Raw genomic sequence first — 14,801 nt, 5'->3', positions numbered from 1 at the left:
TCGGTCCCTTCTCGACGTCATCCGCAGGCGGAAGCGACCGGACGGGACCGACGGGAGTCAGAGTCCGAGGGTGCGGGCAAGTTTCGAATCGGATGCCGCGGGGCGTCCGCCGACCGCCGCGACGGCGGCGGTGACGGCGTCGAAGAGCGCGGTGCGGGCACCGTCGGCCGGCGCCGCAGGCCCCAGCTCGAACTCCCACTCGCGCCACGTCGTCTGCACACCGCGGACCTCGTCGGTCGCGACGACGTGGTCGTCGACGAACTCCGCGACGAGCGCGCCCACCTCGTCGCGGAGGGCGTAGGCATGGCGGTCGTTGACGATGCGGGCAATCGGCGCCAGCTCTCCGGCGGCGATCTCGGCCACGGCGGTGGCGACGGCATCCGGGACCGTCACCTCACCGGCGGGCGCGCTCGCTGGCGCCTCATCGAGCGGCCAGTGCGTCTCGACCCGTCCGCCGTCGGCGGTCTTGGGCCCCTTGATGTGCCACCCCTCGTCCGGTCCCCCGGTGCGGCGGCGCACCGCGTAGCCGGCGCGTCCCAGGGCGAAGCCCGGCACGTCCAGGTACCGGGCATCGAGGTCACGATGCGCGGGCCCATCGACGACGGCGACACCCGGCAGACCCGACAGGTCGGGCAGCGGGGTGTCGCCGTGGACGTCGAACGTCAGCTCGATCTCGAGCGCGCGCTGGGGATGCGGTGTCACTCGTCCCGGCCGTCGGGGTCGGGATCGATGTCGTCCTCCGCCTCCACGAAGTGGAACTCGGCGGATGTCGGGCCGTCACCCTCGCCGGTGTTCTCGGCCGCGCCGGCGCGCTCGTAGACGATCTGGGTCTCGCTGTAGGGCAGGATGAGCCGGTCCTGGCTCTCGTCGTCCAGGGGAAGGACCTGCCCGTCCAGCGGGCCTCCGTGCAGTCGTGCGATCGCCATGGTGTACCTCCGACGATGGAGCGGAATGTGGAACTTCAGCCTATCCCGAGCGATTCAGTGGGTCGGGAAGCCCAGGCTGATCTGGCTCTCGCTGGGGTCGGGCCACCGCGTCGTGACGACCTTTCGGCGTGTGTAGAAGTTGAACGCCTCGGGGCCGTACATGTGAGTGTCACCGAACAGCGAATCCTTCCAGCCGCCGAACGAGAACGCCCCGATCGGCACCGGAATGGGGACGTTGACCCCGACCATTCCGACCTCGATGTCGTACTCGAACTGGCGGGCGGTCTTGCCGTCGCGGGTGAACACCGCGGTGCCGTTGGCGTAGCGGTTGTCGTTGATCAGCGCGACGGCGTCGTCGTAGGAGGCGACACGCACGACCGAGAGCACCGGCCCGAAGATCTCCTCGTCGTAGACGCGCATGCCCGGCGTCACGGCGTCGACGAGCGACGGTCCGATGAAGAACCCGTCGCCGTCCACCGCGAGCTCGCGGCCGTCCACCACGACGCGGGCGCCCTCGTCCGCAGCCCCCGCGACGAATCCGCGGACACGGTCGAGGGCATCGCGCGTGATCAGCGGGCCCATGTCACTGTCGGGGTCGGCGCCGTCGCCGACGACGAGCCCGCCGATGCGTTCGGCGACCTTCTCGATGAGGGCATCGGCGACACCACCCACGGCGACGACGACCGACACGGCCATGCAGCGCTCCCCCGCGGAACCGTAGGCCGCAGACACCGCCGCATCCGCGGCGGCGTCCAGATCGGCATCGGGCATGACGATCATGTGGTTCTTGGCACCGCCCAGCGCCTGCACGCGCTTGCCGTTCTCGGCGGCACGCGCGTAGATGTACCTGGCGATCGGGGTCGAGCCGACGAACGACACGGCGCGCACGATCGGGTCGTCCAGCAGTGCGTCGACCGTCTCCTTGTCGCCGTGGACGACGTTCAGGATGCCGTCGGGAAGCCCCGCCTCGGAGAAGGCCTCGGCCAGCCAGACCGCCGCCGAGGGGTCGCGCTCGCTGGGCTTGAGGATCACCGCGTTGCCGGCGGCGATGGCGGTCGTGACCATCCACAGCGGCACCATCGCGGGGAAGTTGAACGGGGTGATGCACGCGACCACACCCACGGGCTGACGCACGTGGTGCACATCCACGCCCGACGCGACCTGCTCGGAGTAGTCGCCCTTGAGGTGGTGCATCAGGCTGGTGCAGAACTCGACGTTCTCGAGCCCTCGAGCCACTTCGCCGAGGGCATCGTCCACCGTCTTGCCGTGCTCCGCCGTGATGATGCGGGCGAGCTCCTCGGCGCGGGAGGCGACGATCTCGCGGAGCCGGAACATCACCTGCTGACGCTTGCCGAGGCCGGTGTCCCGCCAGCCGCGCTGAGCGGCCTGGGCGCGCCGGGCCGCATCGTGGACGAACGCCGCCGAGGCCAAGGCGACCTCGGCGCTCTGCCGGCCCGTGGCGGGGTTGAAGACGGAACCGGTCCGCCCTTGGGGGCTGAGGCGTTCTCCGGCGACGATGTGCGGGATCACCGTGACCGAAGCTGTGGGATCGGCGGAGGTCTGCGGTGCGGATGCGGTGGTCATGGATTGCCCTCTCGATCGGGGTCTGCAGGGGATGGCCGCTCAGGCGGCGGACGCGCCGTCGCGGGACGGGTCGTAGCCGCGGAGTGTGCCGTCCGGCGAGGCGAACCGCGCGACCAGCGTGCAGTCCTTGTCCCCCAGCCCTTCGGCGATGAGGTCGTCGAGCTGGCCGAGTGCGAGACGTGCGGCCGGCAGGTGCACGCCGGTGTCGTATCCGGCCTGCACGGCCAGTGCGCAGTCCTTGCGGGCGAGCTCGACGGAGAAGGTCGCGTCGAAGTTCTTGTTCGCTGCCGCCTTCTCGACGATGCCCGGCACCGGATACCAGGTGCGCAGTGCCCACGAGTCGGCCGACGAGACGCGGGCGACGTCCCAGAACACCTGCGGATCCAGGCCGAGCTGCTCCGCGAGCTGCGAGCCTTCCGACACGGCCATGACCGAGATGAAGAGCATCATGTTGTTGACGAGCTTCGCGGCGATGCCGGCTCCGGCCTCACCGCAGGCGATGACGTTGCCCGCCATCGGCGCCACGACCTCCCGCGCCCTCTCCACGTCGGCAGCGCGCCCGCCGAGCATGAACGTCAGCGTGTGGGCCTGCGCACCCGCGGTTCCGCCGGAGATCGGCGCGTCCACGAACGACACACCGCGCTGCTGCGCTTCGGCATGGCACCAGCGCGATGTCTCCACGTCGACGGTCGAGGTGTCCAGCAGCAAGGTCGACGGCGCCGCGTGCGCGAGGATGCCGTCGACGCCCCCGTACACGCCGCGGACGTGCTCGGGTTTGGGCAGCGAGGTGATCGCGGCATCCGCGCCGTCGAGGGCCTCGGCAACCGAGGAGACGATCTGCACTCCCCGCTCGGCGGCGGCCGCCGCGGCGGCGGGGTTGAGGTCGACACCGCGCACGGTGTGACCCGCGGCGACGAGGTGCGCCGACATGGGTGCACCCATCTGACCCAATCCGATGAAGGCGATCGTGGACATGAGACTCCCTTCGACACCGGCGACGGTCGTCGTCGCGGGCGGTGGCGGCCGTCGTCCTCGACGTCGCCCGTGGCCAGCGTAGGCACGGCGTGACCGTGGATCAATGCACACAGCCGCCGCAAACTTGCACCGCGGGTGTGCGCTGGTGCACACTCGTCGGCATGCCTACCGCTCCCCCGGATCCCCCGCTGGACGCGCTGATGACGTTCCTGTCGGTCGCGCGCCTGGGTCGCTACACCGCGGCCGCCGAGGTTCTCGGGGTCAACCACTCCACGGTGTCCCGGCGCGTCACGGCACTCGAATCCGCAATGGGAGGACGTGTGCTGGTGCGCACCGCCGGCGGATGGGAGGTCACCGACCTCGGTCACCGTGCCGTGGCCATCGCCGAGCGCATCGAAGCGTCACTGCGCGAGCTCGTCGACGGGGAGAACGCCGACGCCGTGCACGGCATGGTGCGCATCTCCGCCCCCGATGCCTTCACCTCGGTCTTCCTCGCACCGGCGATGACCGCGCTGCGACGCGAGCACCCGCAGCTCGCGGTCGAGCTGCTCTCGGCGACGCAGCGCGTGCGACAGAACCGCTCCGGCGTCGACCTGGAGATCGTCGTCGGACGACCCCAGGTGCTGCGGGCGTACGCGACACCGGTCTGCGCGTACGCGCTGCGTCTGTACGCGACGCCCGACTATCTCGACGAGGCGGGTAGGCCCGACTCCATCGCGGAGCTGGCCGCACACCCGCTCGTGTACTACGTGGAGAGCTCGCTGCAGGTCGATGAGCTCGACCGCGCGCTGCAGGAGCTGCCGGACTCGCCGGCATCCGTCCGTTCCACGAGCGTCTTCGCCCACGTCGAGGCGACGGCGGCCGGAGCGGGCATCGGAATCCTGCCCGACTTCCTCGGCGACGCCGACCCGCGCCTGACCCGGGTGCTGGACGGCGCCTACGCGCATCCCCTCGCCTACTGGGCCGTCGCTCGCGACGAGGGTCCGCGAAACCCCGCCGTCGCGGCCACCTTGGAGGCCCTCATCTCCTACATCGAAACGGTCCGAGGATGAAGCCGTTCCTGTTGCTCGCGACGCGGGCGGAGGACGTACCCGCCGACGAGGAGTACCGCCTCTTCCTCCGTTTCACCGGACTGTCGCCGGACGAGCTCGTCCGCGTACGGATGGAGGCAGGGCCCCTCGGAAAGGTGGACCTGGACGCGTACTCGGGCATCTTCGTGGGCGGCGGACCGTTCAACGCGTCGGACCCGATCGAGAAGAAGTCACCCGCACAGCGGCGCGTCGAGGCGGAGATCGCCGCCCTTCTCGACGAGGTGGTGGCGCGGGACTTCCCCTTCTTCGGCGCCTGCTACGGCGTGGGAACCCTCGGCGCACATCAGGGCGCTGTCATCGACGGCACCTACCGGGAGCCCATCAGTGTCATCGAGGTCGACAAGACCGGCGCCGGGCACGACGACCCGCTCCTGGCCGGCCTGCCCGACCGCTTCGCGGCATTCGTCGGCCATAAGGAGGCGATCTCCGCGCTGCCGGCGACGGCGACACTGCTCGTTCGAGGCGAAGCCTGTCCCGTGCAGATGTTCCGCGTCGGCCGCAACGTCTACGCCACGCAGTTCCACCCGGAGTGCGACGTCGAGGGCATCAGCACGCGCATCCGGGCGTATGCCGGCTACGGGTACTTCGCGCCCGACGAGTTGGATCTCACCCTCGACGCCGTGCGGCGCCTGCCCGTCGTGCACACCGGCAGCATCCTGCGGGCTTTCGTCGAACGCTACGCCCGCTGACACCGCCGTGCACAGGCGCGAGCCGACATGCAAGGGATGCCGCGCGACACGCCGCCGCATCGCTCGCGGAGGCGGCGTGTCGGTCAGCACGCCTTGCAGTTGCGGACGGGCAGGGCGAGGCGCGGCGGCGCGTTTCGACTCGTCGCTGCGCTCCTCGCTCAACGGCCGGGACGCGAGGCGGGCCGGTCGTTGAGCGAGCGCAGCGAGTCGAAACGCGCCCGCGTCAGAGCAGGGGCGGCGTGTGCCAGATGCGCTCGATGTAGTCGCGCATCGAGCGGTCGGACGAGAAGAAGCCGGAGCGCGCGACATTCAGGATCGCGGACCGGGTCCACGCATCCTGGTCGACGTAGGCGGCATCCACCCGCTCCTGCGCCGCGACGTACGACGAGTAGTCGGCCAGCACCATGAAGCGGTCGTCGTAGAGCAGGTTCGACACGATCGGCTCGAACACGCTGCGATCGCCGCCCGAGAACGCGCCGGAGGCGATGAGATCCATCGCGCGGCGGAGGTTCTCGTCACCCTGGTAGAAGTCGGCGGGCTTGTAGCCACGAGCCCACAGCGCCTCCACCTCGGGCTCGCTCATGCCGAAGAGGAAGAAGTTGTCATCGCCCACGAGCTGACGGATCTCGACGTTCGCGCCGTCGTCGGTGCCGATCGTCAACGCCCCGTTGAGCGCGAACTTCATGTTGCCCGTGCCCGAGGCCTCCTTGCCCGCGAGCGAGATCTGCTCCGACAGGTCGGCGGCCGGGATGAGGCGCTCGGCGAGCGTGACGTTGTAGTTCGGCGGGAACAGCACCTTCAGGCGCCCCTCGACGCGTGGGTCGGTGTTGACGACCTCTCCGACGGCGTTGATGAGGTGGATGATGCGCTTGGCCATGGCATAGCCCGGAGCGGCCTTCGCGCCGAAGATGACGGTGCGCGGGAGCACGTCGGATGCCGCGACCCGCCCCGACACGATGCTCTCGTACTGGGTGACCACGTGAAGGAGCTTGAGCATCTGCCGCTTGTACTCGTGCAGACGCTTGACCATCACGTCGAGCATGTGGCCGTCGCTGATCTCGAGGCCGTCGCGCGCGCGCAGCACATCGCCCAGCCGACGCTTGTTGGCGGCCTTGACCTCAGCGAACGCCTGACGGAACTGGGGATCTTCGGCGTACGCCTCGAGCTCCCGGAGACGCTCGAGGTCGGTGAGCCAACCGGTGCCGATCGCCTGGGTGATGAGCCCCGACAGCCCGGGGTTGGCCAGCCGCACGAATCGGCGCGGCGTGATGCCGTTGGTGACGTTCGTGAACTTGCCCGGGAAGAAGTCGTTGAAGTCGGGCAGCACCTTGTCGCGCAGCAGCTGCGAGTGGAGCTCCGCGACGCCGTTCACCTTCGCCCCGGCGACCGTGGCGAGGTACGCCATCCGGACGCTCCGCTCCGGGAACTCCCCGATGATCGACATGTTGCGGATACGCATCTCGTCATCGCCGTAGCGTTCGCGCACCGCCTCGAGGAACTCCTCGTTGATGCGGTAGATGATCTCCAGGTGGCGCGGCAGGAGGCGTCCCAGAAGGTCGACCGACCACACTTCGAGCGCCTCCGGCAGCAGCGTGTGGCACGTGTAGGCGAAGCACTGCTGGGTGATCGCCCACGCGGCATCCCACTCGAGCTTGCGCTCGTCGACGAGCACGCGCATGAGTTCGGGAACACCGATCACCGGGTGGGTGTCGTTGAGCTGGAAGATGACGCGGTCCGGCAGCTTGTCGATGTCGAAGTCGGCCGGGAGAGTGTGCTCCAGGAAGTCGCCGATGGATGCCGCGACGAAGAAGTACTGCTGCTGCAGACGCAGCTCCTTGCCCTGCGGCGTGGAGTCCTCGGGATAGAGGACCTTGGAGATGTTCTCGGCGAACGTCTGGGCGCGCACGGCCTCCTCGTAGTCGCCGGAGTTGAAGACGCGCAGGTCGAACGAGTCGGTCGCCTTGGCACTCCACAACCGCAGCGTGTTCACCCGCCCGTTGAGGTAGCCGGGTACCATGTAGTTGTAGGGGACGGCGAGCACGTCCCAGCCCGGCACCCAGCGCGACCGGGTGACGCCGGCGTCGTCGTAGGTCTCGGTGTGGCCGCCGAAGGAGATGCGGCGTGCCGCCTCGGGGTGCGGGAACTCCCAGGGCGAGCCGAGCGTCAGCCACGCGTCGGGCTGCTCAACCTGCTGTCCGTCGACGAACGTCTGCCGGAAGATGCCGTACTCGTAGCGGATGCCGTAGCCGATGTTGGGCACGCCCATCGTCGCGAGCGAGTCGATGAAACAGGCCGCGAGGCGCCCGAGGCCGCCGTTGCCGAGTCCGGGCTCGACCTCCTGTGCACGCAGGTCGTCGATGTCGATGCCACACGCGGCCATCGCCTCGGTCGCGATCTCCGTGAGGCCGCTCGCGAGCAGGTTGTTGTCGAGCTGACGGCCCAGCAGATACTCGGCGGAGAGGTAGCAGACGCCCTTGGCCTGGACGACGCGCTGTCGACGGAGGTCCTCGAGCCAGCGCGCCATGAGGTAGTCGCGGACGGTCATCGCGAACGCGAAGTAGCGGTCGTTGGGGGTGGATGCCGACAGCGGCACGCCCCGCTCGTAGTTGAGGTTGCGCAGGAACTGTCGGACGAATCCGTCCACGGAACTGGCGGGCCCGGTCACGGGCGCGAGCGCCAGGGGGTGGGTCGCGCTCAGCGAGTGGGGCGCGGGAGCAGGAGCGGTCACGGCTTCGGGTTCTGACACAGATCACACGCTAACGTGCGCCCCCGTGGGATGCACATCGGCGGGGGTCATTTCACGAGGCCCTTACCTGGCCGTTACACGCCACCCCCGGCGGCGGCCGCGCGCTCGCGCTCCTCCTGCTCCGCGCGCCGCGCCGCGTCCAGGTCGGCGGCGGCCCGCGCGAGCGCGTTCTCGGCTGTCTGCACGCGGCGTTGCGCGAACGTCGACGCGCCGTGGCGGGCCCGGACGCGGTCTTCCTGCTCCTCGACGAGCGTGAAGACGTAGGCCGTGGCGATGAGGATCACCTGCGCGGAGAGATTGATCCAGAGAAGCAGCGCGATCAGCGCGGCGAACGATGCGAGAAGGGGGTTCGCCGACGCGCCGCCGACGAACAGGCCCGACAGCAGCTGGAGGACCGTGAGCCCGACGCCGCCGAGCACCGCGCCCGTCCAGAGCGCTTTCGCCGGGGCGCGTACGCCCGAGAGCACACGGAACAAGACCGCGATGGCCGCGGCATCCAGCGCGAACGTCACGAGGATCGCGAGCAGCCGCGTCCCCCAGGCGATGGCCACACCGTCGCGGGCGACACCGAACCACTGCGCGACCAGGTCGAGGCCGGCCGTGCCCAGCATCGTCACGAGCGCCGAGGCGACCAGAGCCACCCCGACGACGACGGCGAGCGCGACGTTGCGCAGCAGGACGAGCCAGAAGGGCACGTCGTCCGTCAGCTTGTCGCACATGATCCGCATCGCGGCACGCAGCGACCCGATCGCACCGATCGCCGCCCCCACGAGGCCGACGAGCGAGACGATGCCGGCGATCGACAGACCGATCGACACATCGATCTCATCCGCCTTGATCAGACCGTTCTCCCCCACGAGACCGGGGATCGTGCGGTCGACGGACGCGATGAGCGCCTGCCAGGCCTCGGGGTTTCCGGAGAGCCAGAGGGCAGCGGCGGAGAAGCCGAGCAGTGCCGCGGCGAACACACTGAACAGCGTGCGATACGTGACGCTGTCGGCGAGCATGGCGCCGCGGCGCTCGCTGTAGCGGAGGAACGCGCGAACGGGCGTCAGCGACAGTGCGCGAGCGACGACGCGGGAAATGTCCATGCCGCCCAGACTATGCGGACGCACCGTCGCGCCGGAGGGCCTTGACAGCGTTGGCCGCGATCAGACGCTCTCGGACAGCACTCCGATCCACGTCCCCGCGACGAGGAACGGGCCGAACGGGATGCGGGTCGAACGCGAGGCGCGCCGCGTCAGCAGCAGGACGGTACCGACGAGACCGCCCAGGAGGAAGGCTGCGGCCAGGCCGACGACGACAGCCGACCAGCCGACCCAGCCGAGGAGCACTCCCACGAGCGCGGCCAGTTTCACGTCGCCGCCGCCCATCGCACCCCGCCCGACGATGCGCAGCAGCAGGAAGAAGGCGAACAGCACCGCCCCGGCCGTGACCGCCCGGACGAACGCCGACCAGGGGGCGCCGGCCGCACAGGATGCCGCGAACAGCGCGAGCGTGGCAGCGAGCGCGGGAAGCACCAGCGCGTTCGGCAGGCGGTGGGTGCGCAGATCGACGATCGTGAGGATCACGCCGACGACCGCGGCGACGACGAAGGCGGCCGCGGCGAGGGCGGCGGCCGGATCAGCCACCCTGCACCTCGAGGCGGACGTGAACCGGGGCCGCGAGCTCGATGGCTTCCGCTTCGCGCACCGAGCGCTTCAACGGCAGCACGTAGCGCCCGCGCTCGGCGTCGGGGAAGACCGAGGTGCGCCAGCGGGATCCTCCGATGCCGGCCTGCACGCGTACCGCGCCGAACCCGCGCGGCGGCCGTGGCAGCTCGCGGATGTCGGCGCTGGCCTCGGCCGGCAGCTCGACGAAGTACCAGTCCTCCTGTCGGGCCGACCAGCGGAAGATCTCACCGTCGAACTCGAAGCGCACCCGGTCATCGTAGCGATCGCACGCTCGACGCGAACGGCCCCTGTGGAGAGCGCTCCTCGCCGGCACGGCACACCGCGGCGACCAGCGGATGACGCGGAGCGGGTGTCGGAGGCCCGTGAGAGCATCCCGTATGCGAACCGATCCGATACGAGCGCCCGGGTCGCCCCGCGACGAGGTGCCTCCACCCCCGCGTCGCCTCCCGGTGTTCGACGACGATTTCCACGACGGCATCGACGAGGGCCGGTGGATCCCCGCGTACCTGCCGCATTGGACGACGGCGCGGCGCGCGGCCGCACGAACGCTCTGCGTCACGGGCGGGCTCGAACTGCGCATCGAGAGCGATCAGCCCGATTGGCGGAGCGAGGACGCACCGCTGCGCGTCTCCAACCTGCAGACCGGCACGTTCTCCGGCCCGGTCGGCTCGCCGAGGGGAACACACCGCCATCGCCGCGACGGGCTGCTCGTGCGCACCCACACGCCCACACGACTGCTCTTCGCGCCCTCTCGCGGCCGCATCGAGATCACGCTGAGCGCAAGCATAGATCCGGGCTGCATGACAGCGGCCTGGCTGGTGGGGACCGAGCATCGCGCTCCCACGGAGGCGGGAGAGATCTGTATCTTCGAGATCGACGCGGCGGCGGTCGGCATGTCGACGACGGTTCGCACCGGCATCAAGAGCCACCACGACCCGCGGCTGGTCACGCAGATGCGGGAGATCGAGGTGCCGGTGGATACCGCAACGGCGCACACCTGGACGGTGATCTGGGACGGGCGCGAGACGCTCATCGGCTGCGAGGGCAGAGTGGTCGGGCGATGGGCGCAGTCTCCCTCCTATCCCGTCTTTCTCATGCTCGATCTCTTCGAACTGGGCGGACGCGGCGGCGCGTACCCCAAAAGCGCCACGCTTCATCGGGTTCGGGGGTGGAACGTGCCCTACGGGTAGACGATCACGGCGCTGCCGACCCGGATGGCGCCACCGCTGCCGCCGCCCCCAGGAGGATCGCCCCGACGGCGGGCGGGCACGGAGAAGGGGGCCGGGTATGCTCCCCCGGCCCCCCTCGTTCCGCAGCGTCGGTCAGGCGCTGGCCTTGGCCTTCTTGGCGGCCGCCTTGGCGGGCACGGTGCGGACGGTTCCCGTCACGGCCTCGCTCTCGGCGTGGGCGACCTTGCGGGCCGCATGGACCTCCTCGAAGGAGGTGCCGTAGTACGCGGCCTCCATGAGGGTCTTCATGTCATCGATCATCGGCATCCGCGGGTTCGCCGGGGCGCACTGATCGCGGTAGGCGGCCAGGGCGAGCTCCTGCAGGCCCGAGATGAAGGTGGTCTCGTCGACGCCCTGCTGCTGGAAGGACCGCTCGATGCCGACCCGGTCGCGCAGCTCCTCGACGGCGCGGGCGTAGCTCTCCACGCCCTCCTCCGGGGTGGCTGCGGGAAGGCCCAGGTGCTTGGCGATCTCCTGGAACCGCTCGGGCGCGATGTAGCGCTCGTACTTCGGCCAGCTGGTGAGCTTGGTCGGGACGGTCCCGTTGTAGCGGATCACGTGCGGCAGGTAGACGGCGTTCGTGCGGCCGTGCACCAGGTGATAGGTCGCGCCGGTCACGTGCGCCATCGCGTGCACGATCCCGAGGAAGGCGTTTCCGAAGGCCATACCCGAGATGGATGCCGCGTTGTGCATCTTCTCGCGGGCCTTGATGTCCTCGGCATCCGTCGAGTTCGGCTGCGCCTTGGTGCTGCGCTCGATGTTCTCGAAGATGAGCTTGATCGCGTGCAGGCAGAGGCCGTCGGTGTAGTCGTTGGCGTAGACGGAGACGAACGCCTCGGTGGCGTGCGTCAGAGCGTCGAAGCCGGCGTCGGCGACCAGGAAGCCGGGCAGCATCTTGGTGAGCACGGGGTCGATGATCGCGACCGACGGGGTCAGCGCGTAGTCGGCGAGCGGGTACTTCATGCCCGTCTCGTCATCGGTGATGACGGCGAAGGGGGTCATCTCGCTGCCGGTGCCCGACGTCGTCGGGATGCAGACGAGCTTGGCCTTCTTGCCGAGCTCCGGGAACTTGAACGCACGCTTGCGCACGTCGAAGAACTTCTCGCACATGTCGGAGAACTCGATCTCGGGGTTCTCGTAGAGCAGCCACATCACCTTGGAGGCATCCATGGGCGATCCGCCGCCGAGAGCGATGATCGTGTCGGGCTGGAACTGGCGCATGAGGTCGGCACCCGCACGCACCTCGGAGACCTTCGGCTCGGGCTTGACGGTGCTGATCAGCTGCACCTGCACGCGGTTGTCGCGGCGGTTCAGCACGTCCATGATCTTGTCGACGTAGCCGAGCTTGGTCATCGTCTCGTCGGTGACGATGGTGACGCGCTCGACGCCGCGCATGTCGGCGAGGTAGCGGACCGCGTTCGGCTCGAAGTAGGTCTTCGCCGGGATCTTGAACCACTGCAGGTTGTTGTTGCGACGACCGATGCGCTTGACGTTCAAGAGGTTCACCGCCGAGACGTTGTTGGAGACCGAGTTGTGTCCGTAGGAGCCGCAGCCGAGGGTCAGCGACGGCATGAAGGCGTTGTAGATGTCGCCGATGCCGCCGAGGGCCGACGGGCTGTTCTCGATGATGCGGACGGCCTTGACGACGGCGCCGAACTGGGCGATGACGTCCTGGTCGTTGGAGTGGATCGCACCCGAGTGGCCGAGGCCGTCGAAGTCGACCATCTGGCGGGCGAGGTCGATGCCCTCCGCCGGCGTCTTCGCGCGCAGCACCGCGAGCACCGGCGCGAGCTTCTCGCGCGTCAGGGGCTCGTGCGGACCGACGCCGGAGACCTCCGCGAGGATGATCGACGTGTTCTCCGGGACGGTGAAGCCCGCGTGCTCGGCGATCCACTGCGGCGACTGGCCGACGACGGTGGGGTTCAGCTTCGCGCCGGCGCAGTTCTCGCTGTCGGCGGTGACGCCGAAGATGAACTCCTCGAGCATGCGCTTCTCGGCGGGCGTCGCCATGTAGGCGTGCAGACGCGCGAACTCGGCGAGGGCCTCGGCGGCGATCGGCTCGTCGAGGATGACGGCCTGCTCGCTGGCGCACACCATGCCCATGTCGAACGACTTCGACAGCACGATGTCGTTGACGGCGCGACCCACCTTGGCGGTGCGTTCGATGAAGGCCGGGACGTTGCCGGCGCCGACGCCGAGGGCGGGCTTGCCGCACGAGTACGCAGCCCGGACCATCGCGTTGCCGCCGGTGGCGAGGATGAGGGCGACGCCCGGGTGGTTCATCAGCTCGCCGGAGGCGTCCATGGAGGGCTCCTCGATCCACTGGATGCAGTTCTCGGGAGCGCCGGCGGCGATCGCCGCGTCGCGGACGATCTTCGCCGCGGCGACGGAGCACTTCTGCGCTGCCGGGTGGAAGCCGAAGACGATCGGATTGCGGGTCTTCAGTGCGATGAGCGACTTGAAGATGGCCGTCGAGGTCGGGTTGGTGACGGGGGTCAGCGCGCAGATGACGCCGACCGGGTCGGCGATCTCGGTGATGCCCGTGATCTCGTCGTGGGAGATGACGCCGACCGTCTTCTGGTTGATGATCGAGTTCGTCACGTGCTCGCACGCGAACATGTTCTTCACGGCCTTGTCTTCGAACAGGCCGCGGCCGGTCTCTTCGACCGCCATGAGCGCGAGTTCGCCGTGGAAGTGCAGGGCCGCGACGCTCGCCTTGCGGACGATGTGGTCGACCTGTTCCTGCGTGAAGGATGCGTACTCTGCGAGCGCGGCTTGTGCGCCTTCGACCAGAGCATCGATCGAGGTGGACATTGTGGGTTCTCCTACCCGGCGCGGACACGGTGTCCGCGTCATCGCTTTCCGGGTCCGAGGGCTCTCGGGCCTGTCTGAGACCAGTATGGCACTTGTGGTCTGACCACACAAGACCCACGTGATTCCGCCGAAGTACACCGACCGTGAATAACCATCACGGCGCAGGTCTTCACGCCTCAGGGCGCGAAGCCGCAGGTGGTTGCGACGAAGTCGTAGAGCCGCGCGCGCTGCGGGTCGCTCGCGACGAGGGTGAGGCTCCCCCGGTCGATCGGGTCGCTCAGCACGGACACGGCGGCCTCGAAGCGGGTGCCGACCTTGTCTTCGGCGATGGCGTGCAGGTCGCAGCGCGCGGGTGCGGCCTCGAGTCGAACCGTGACGCTCTCCCCCGCCGCGACGACCTGGGCCGGCTCCCACAGCCATCCACCGGCGGCCGGCTGCAACAGCGTCGTGCTCTTGACCGTGTCGAGCCGCACGGGCGCGGCCCCGTGGTTGACGATGCGCACGGTGAGCTCCGCGACCGCGGCACCGGCGCCGGTCACGACAGCGACGTCGACGAGATCGACGGCGGCCGTCGCGGCGAACCGACTCGCGAAGCACCCCTGCTGCGCCGCACGCGCGACGAAGCCGAACGGATCGTCGACCCCGTAGTCGTCGGATGCCGCACCGCGGTCGGTCTGAAAGACCAGATGCGCCGTGCCTGCGACATCCGTCGGACTCGTCGCACAGGCGGGCGACATCAGGTCGGCGGTGACCGAACGGGCGCGGCCGGCCGGCACCGGCAGCGCGCCCGTCCACTCCAGCACGGAAGCCCAGCGCGCGTCGGCGTAGACCAGCGACGTGAGCGTCACGGCGCTGGCACCGCCGTTGTGCACGACGACGGTCATCTTGCCGCGTGCGATGTCGAGCCTGTTCTGCTGCACCGAGACGGCGATGCCGGCGGGTGCGGGAGGAGGCGGTGTGGGCGCGCACCCGGCGAGGGCGGCGACGACGAGGGCGGCTCCCAACGACGCGCAGGCGCGACGGCGCTGGGCATCGGGTGCGCCGGACCGCTGCATGCGGTCAGTGTAGGCCGCA

13 protein-coding genes are annotated in these 14,801 nt (G+C 69.5%); 3 read left to right on the top strand and 10 right to left on the bottom strand.

All coding sequences use genetic code 11. The annotated features are described in order from the left end of the window. Positions 1–57: 57 nt before the first annotated feature. From DEU37_RS08055 to DEU37_RS08040, 4 genes are read right to left on the bottom strand one after another with little or no spacing between them, the layout of a single operon-like run. The gene (locus tag DEU37_RS08055) at positions 58–702 is read right to left on the bottom strand and encodes a CYTH domain-containing protein (protein WP_121190117.1); all 645 of its coding nucleotides are present in this window, start codon (positions 700–702) and stop codon (positions 58–60) included. After that, the gene (locus DEU37_RS08050; RefSeq protein WP_039416402.1) at positions 699–926 is read right to left on the bottom strand and encodes a hypothetical protein; all 228 of its coding nucleotides are present in this window, start codon (positions 924–926) and stop codon (positions 699–701) included. The genes DEU37_RS08055 and DEU37_RS08050 overlap by 4 nt, the downstream gene beginning before the upstream one ends. A gap of 54 nt (positions 927–980) precedes the next feature. After that, the gene (locus DEU37_RS08045; protein ID WP_121190116.1) at positions 981–2,510 is read right to left on the bottom strand and encodes a CoA-acylating methylmalonate-semialdehyde dehydrogenase; all 1,530 of its coding nucleotides are present in this window, start codon (positions 2,508–2,510) and stop codon (positions 981–983) included. A 39-nt stretch (positions 2,511–2,549) separates the two neighbouring features. Continuing rightward, positions 2,550–3,485 carry an NAD(P)-dependent oxidoreductase gene (locus DEU37_RS08040; RefSeq protein WP_121190114.1) on the bottom strand — a complete coding sequence of 312 codons (936 nt, stop codon included), beginning with the start codon at positions 3,483–3,485 and terminating at the stop codon, positions 2,550–2,552. Positions 3,486–3,685: 200 nt separating this feature from the next. On the opposite strand from DEU37_RS08040, the gene DEU37_RS08035 reads away from it, so the two are divergent. After that, positions 3,686–4,537 (top strand): LysR family transcriptional regulator, encoded by an 852-nt coding sequence (locus tag DEU37_RS08035; protein WP_121190112.1) that lies wholly within the window; start codon positions 3,686–3,688, stop codon positions 4,535–4,537. After that, positions 4,534–5,265, top strand: a complete 732-nt coding sequence (locus tag DEU37_RS08030) for a glutamine amidotransferase (RefSeq protein ID WP_121190110.1) — start codon at positions 4,534–4,536, stop codon at positions 5,263–5,265. The genes DEU37_RS08035 and DEU37_RS08030 overlap by 4 nt, the downstream gene beginning before the upstream one ends. A gap of 223 nt (positions 5,266–5,488) precedes the next feature. Here DEU37_RS08030 and DEU37_RS08025 read toward each other — a convergent pair whose 3' ends face one another. The 4 genes from DEU37_RS08025 to DEU37_RS08010 form a co-directional block, all read right to left on the bottom strand. Next, positions 5,489–8,011, bottom strand: coding sequence for a glycogen/starch/alpha-glucan phosphorylase (locus tag DEU37_RS08025; RefSeq protein ID WP_259457208.1), 2,523 nt, complete (start codon positions 8,009–8,011; stop codon positions 5,489–5,491). 74 nt (positions 8,012–8,085) lie between these two features. Beyond that, positions 8,086–9,102, bottom strand: a complete 1,017-nt coding sequence (locus DEU37_RS08020) for a YihY/virulence factor BrkB family protein (protein ID WP_121190107.1) — start codon at positions 9,100–9,102, stop codon at positions 8,086–8,088. Between the two features lie 60 nt (positions 9,103–9,162). Next, positions 9,163–9,642 (bottom strand): A24 family peptidase, encoded by a 480-nt coding sequence (locus DEU37_RS08015; RefSeq protein ID WP_121190105.1) that lies wholly within the window; start codon positions 9,640–9,642, stop codon positions 9,163–9,165. Then, entirely contained in the window at positions 9,635–9,931 is a 297-nt protein-coding gene (locus DEU37_RS08010) for a DUF1905 domain-containing protein (protein ID WP_121190104.1), read from the bottom strand. Before DEU37_RS08010 ends, DEU37_RS08015 begins: the two co-directional genes overlap by 8 nt. A gap of 202 nt (positions 9,932–10,133) precedes the next feature. Between DEU37_RS08010 and DEU37_RS08005 the strand changes: the two genes are divergently transcribed. Further along, positions 10,134–10,874, top strand: a complete 741-nt coding sequence (locus DEU37_RS08005; RefSeq protein ID WP_121190102.1) for a hypothetical protein — start codon at positions 10,134–10,136, stop codon at positions 10,872–10,874. 132 nt (positions 10,875–11,006) lie between these two features. Here DEU37_RS08005 and adhE read toward each other — a convergent pair whose 3' ends face one another. Both adhE and DEU37_RS07995 read right to left on the bottom strand, forming a co-directional pair. Continuing rightward, entirely contained in the window at positions 11,007–13,727 is a 2,721-nt protein-coding gene (gene adhE / locus DEU37_RS08000; protein ID WP_121190100.1) for a bifunctional acetaldehyde-CoA/alcohol dehydrogenase, read from the bottom strand. A 176-nt stretch (positions 13,728–13,903) separates the two neighbouring features. Beyond that, positions 13,904–14,782 carry a hypothetical protein gene (locus DEU37_RS07995; protein WP_121190099.1) on the bottom strand — a complete coding sequence of 293 codons (879 nt, stop codon included), beginning with the start codon at positions 14,780–14,782 and terminating at the stop codon, positions 13,904–13,906. Between the last annotated feature and the right edge of the window lie 19 nt (positions 14,783–14,801).

Source organism: Microbacterium sp. AG790 (assembly GCF_003634765.1).
Lineage (GTDB): Bacteria > Actinomycetota > Actinomycetes > Actinomycetales > Microbacteriaceae > Microbacterium.
This window is presented reverse-complemented; position numbering and strand designations above follow the sequence as displayed.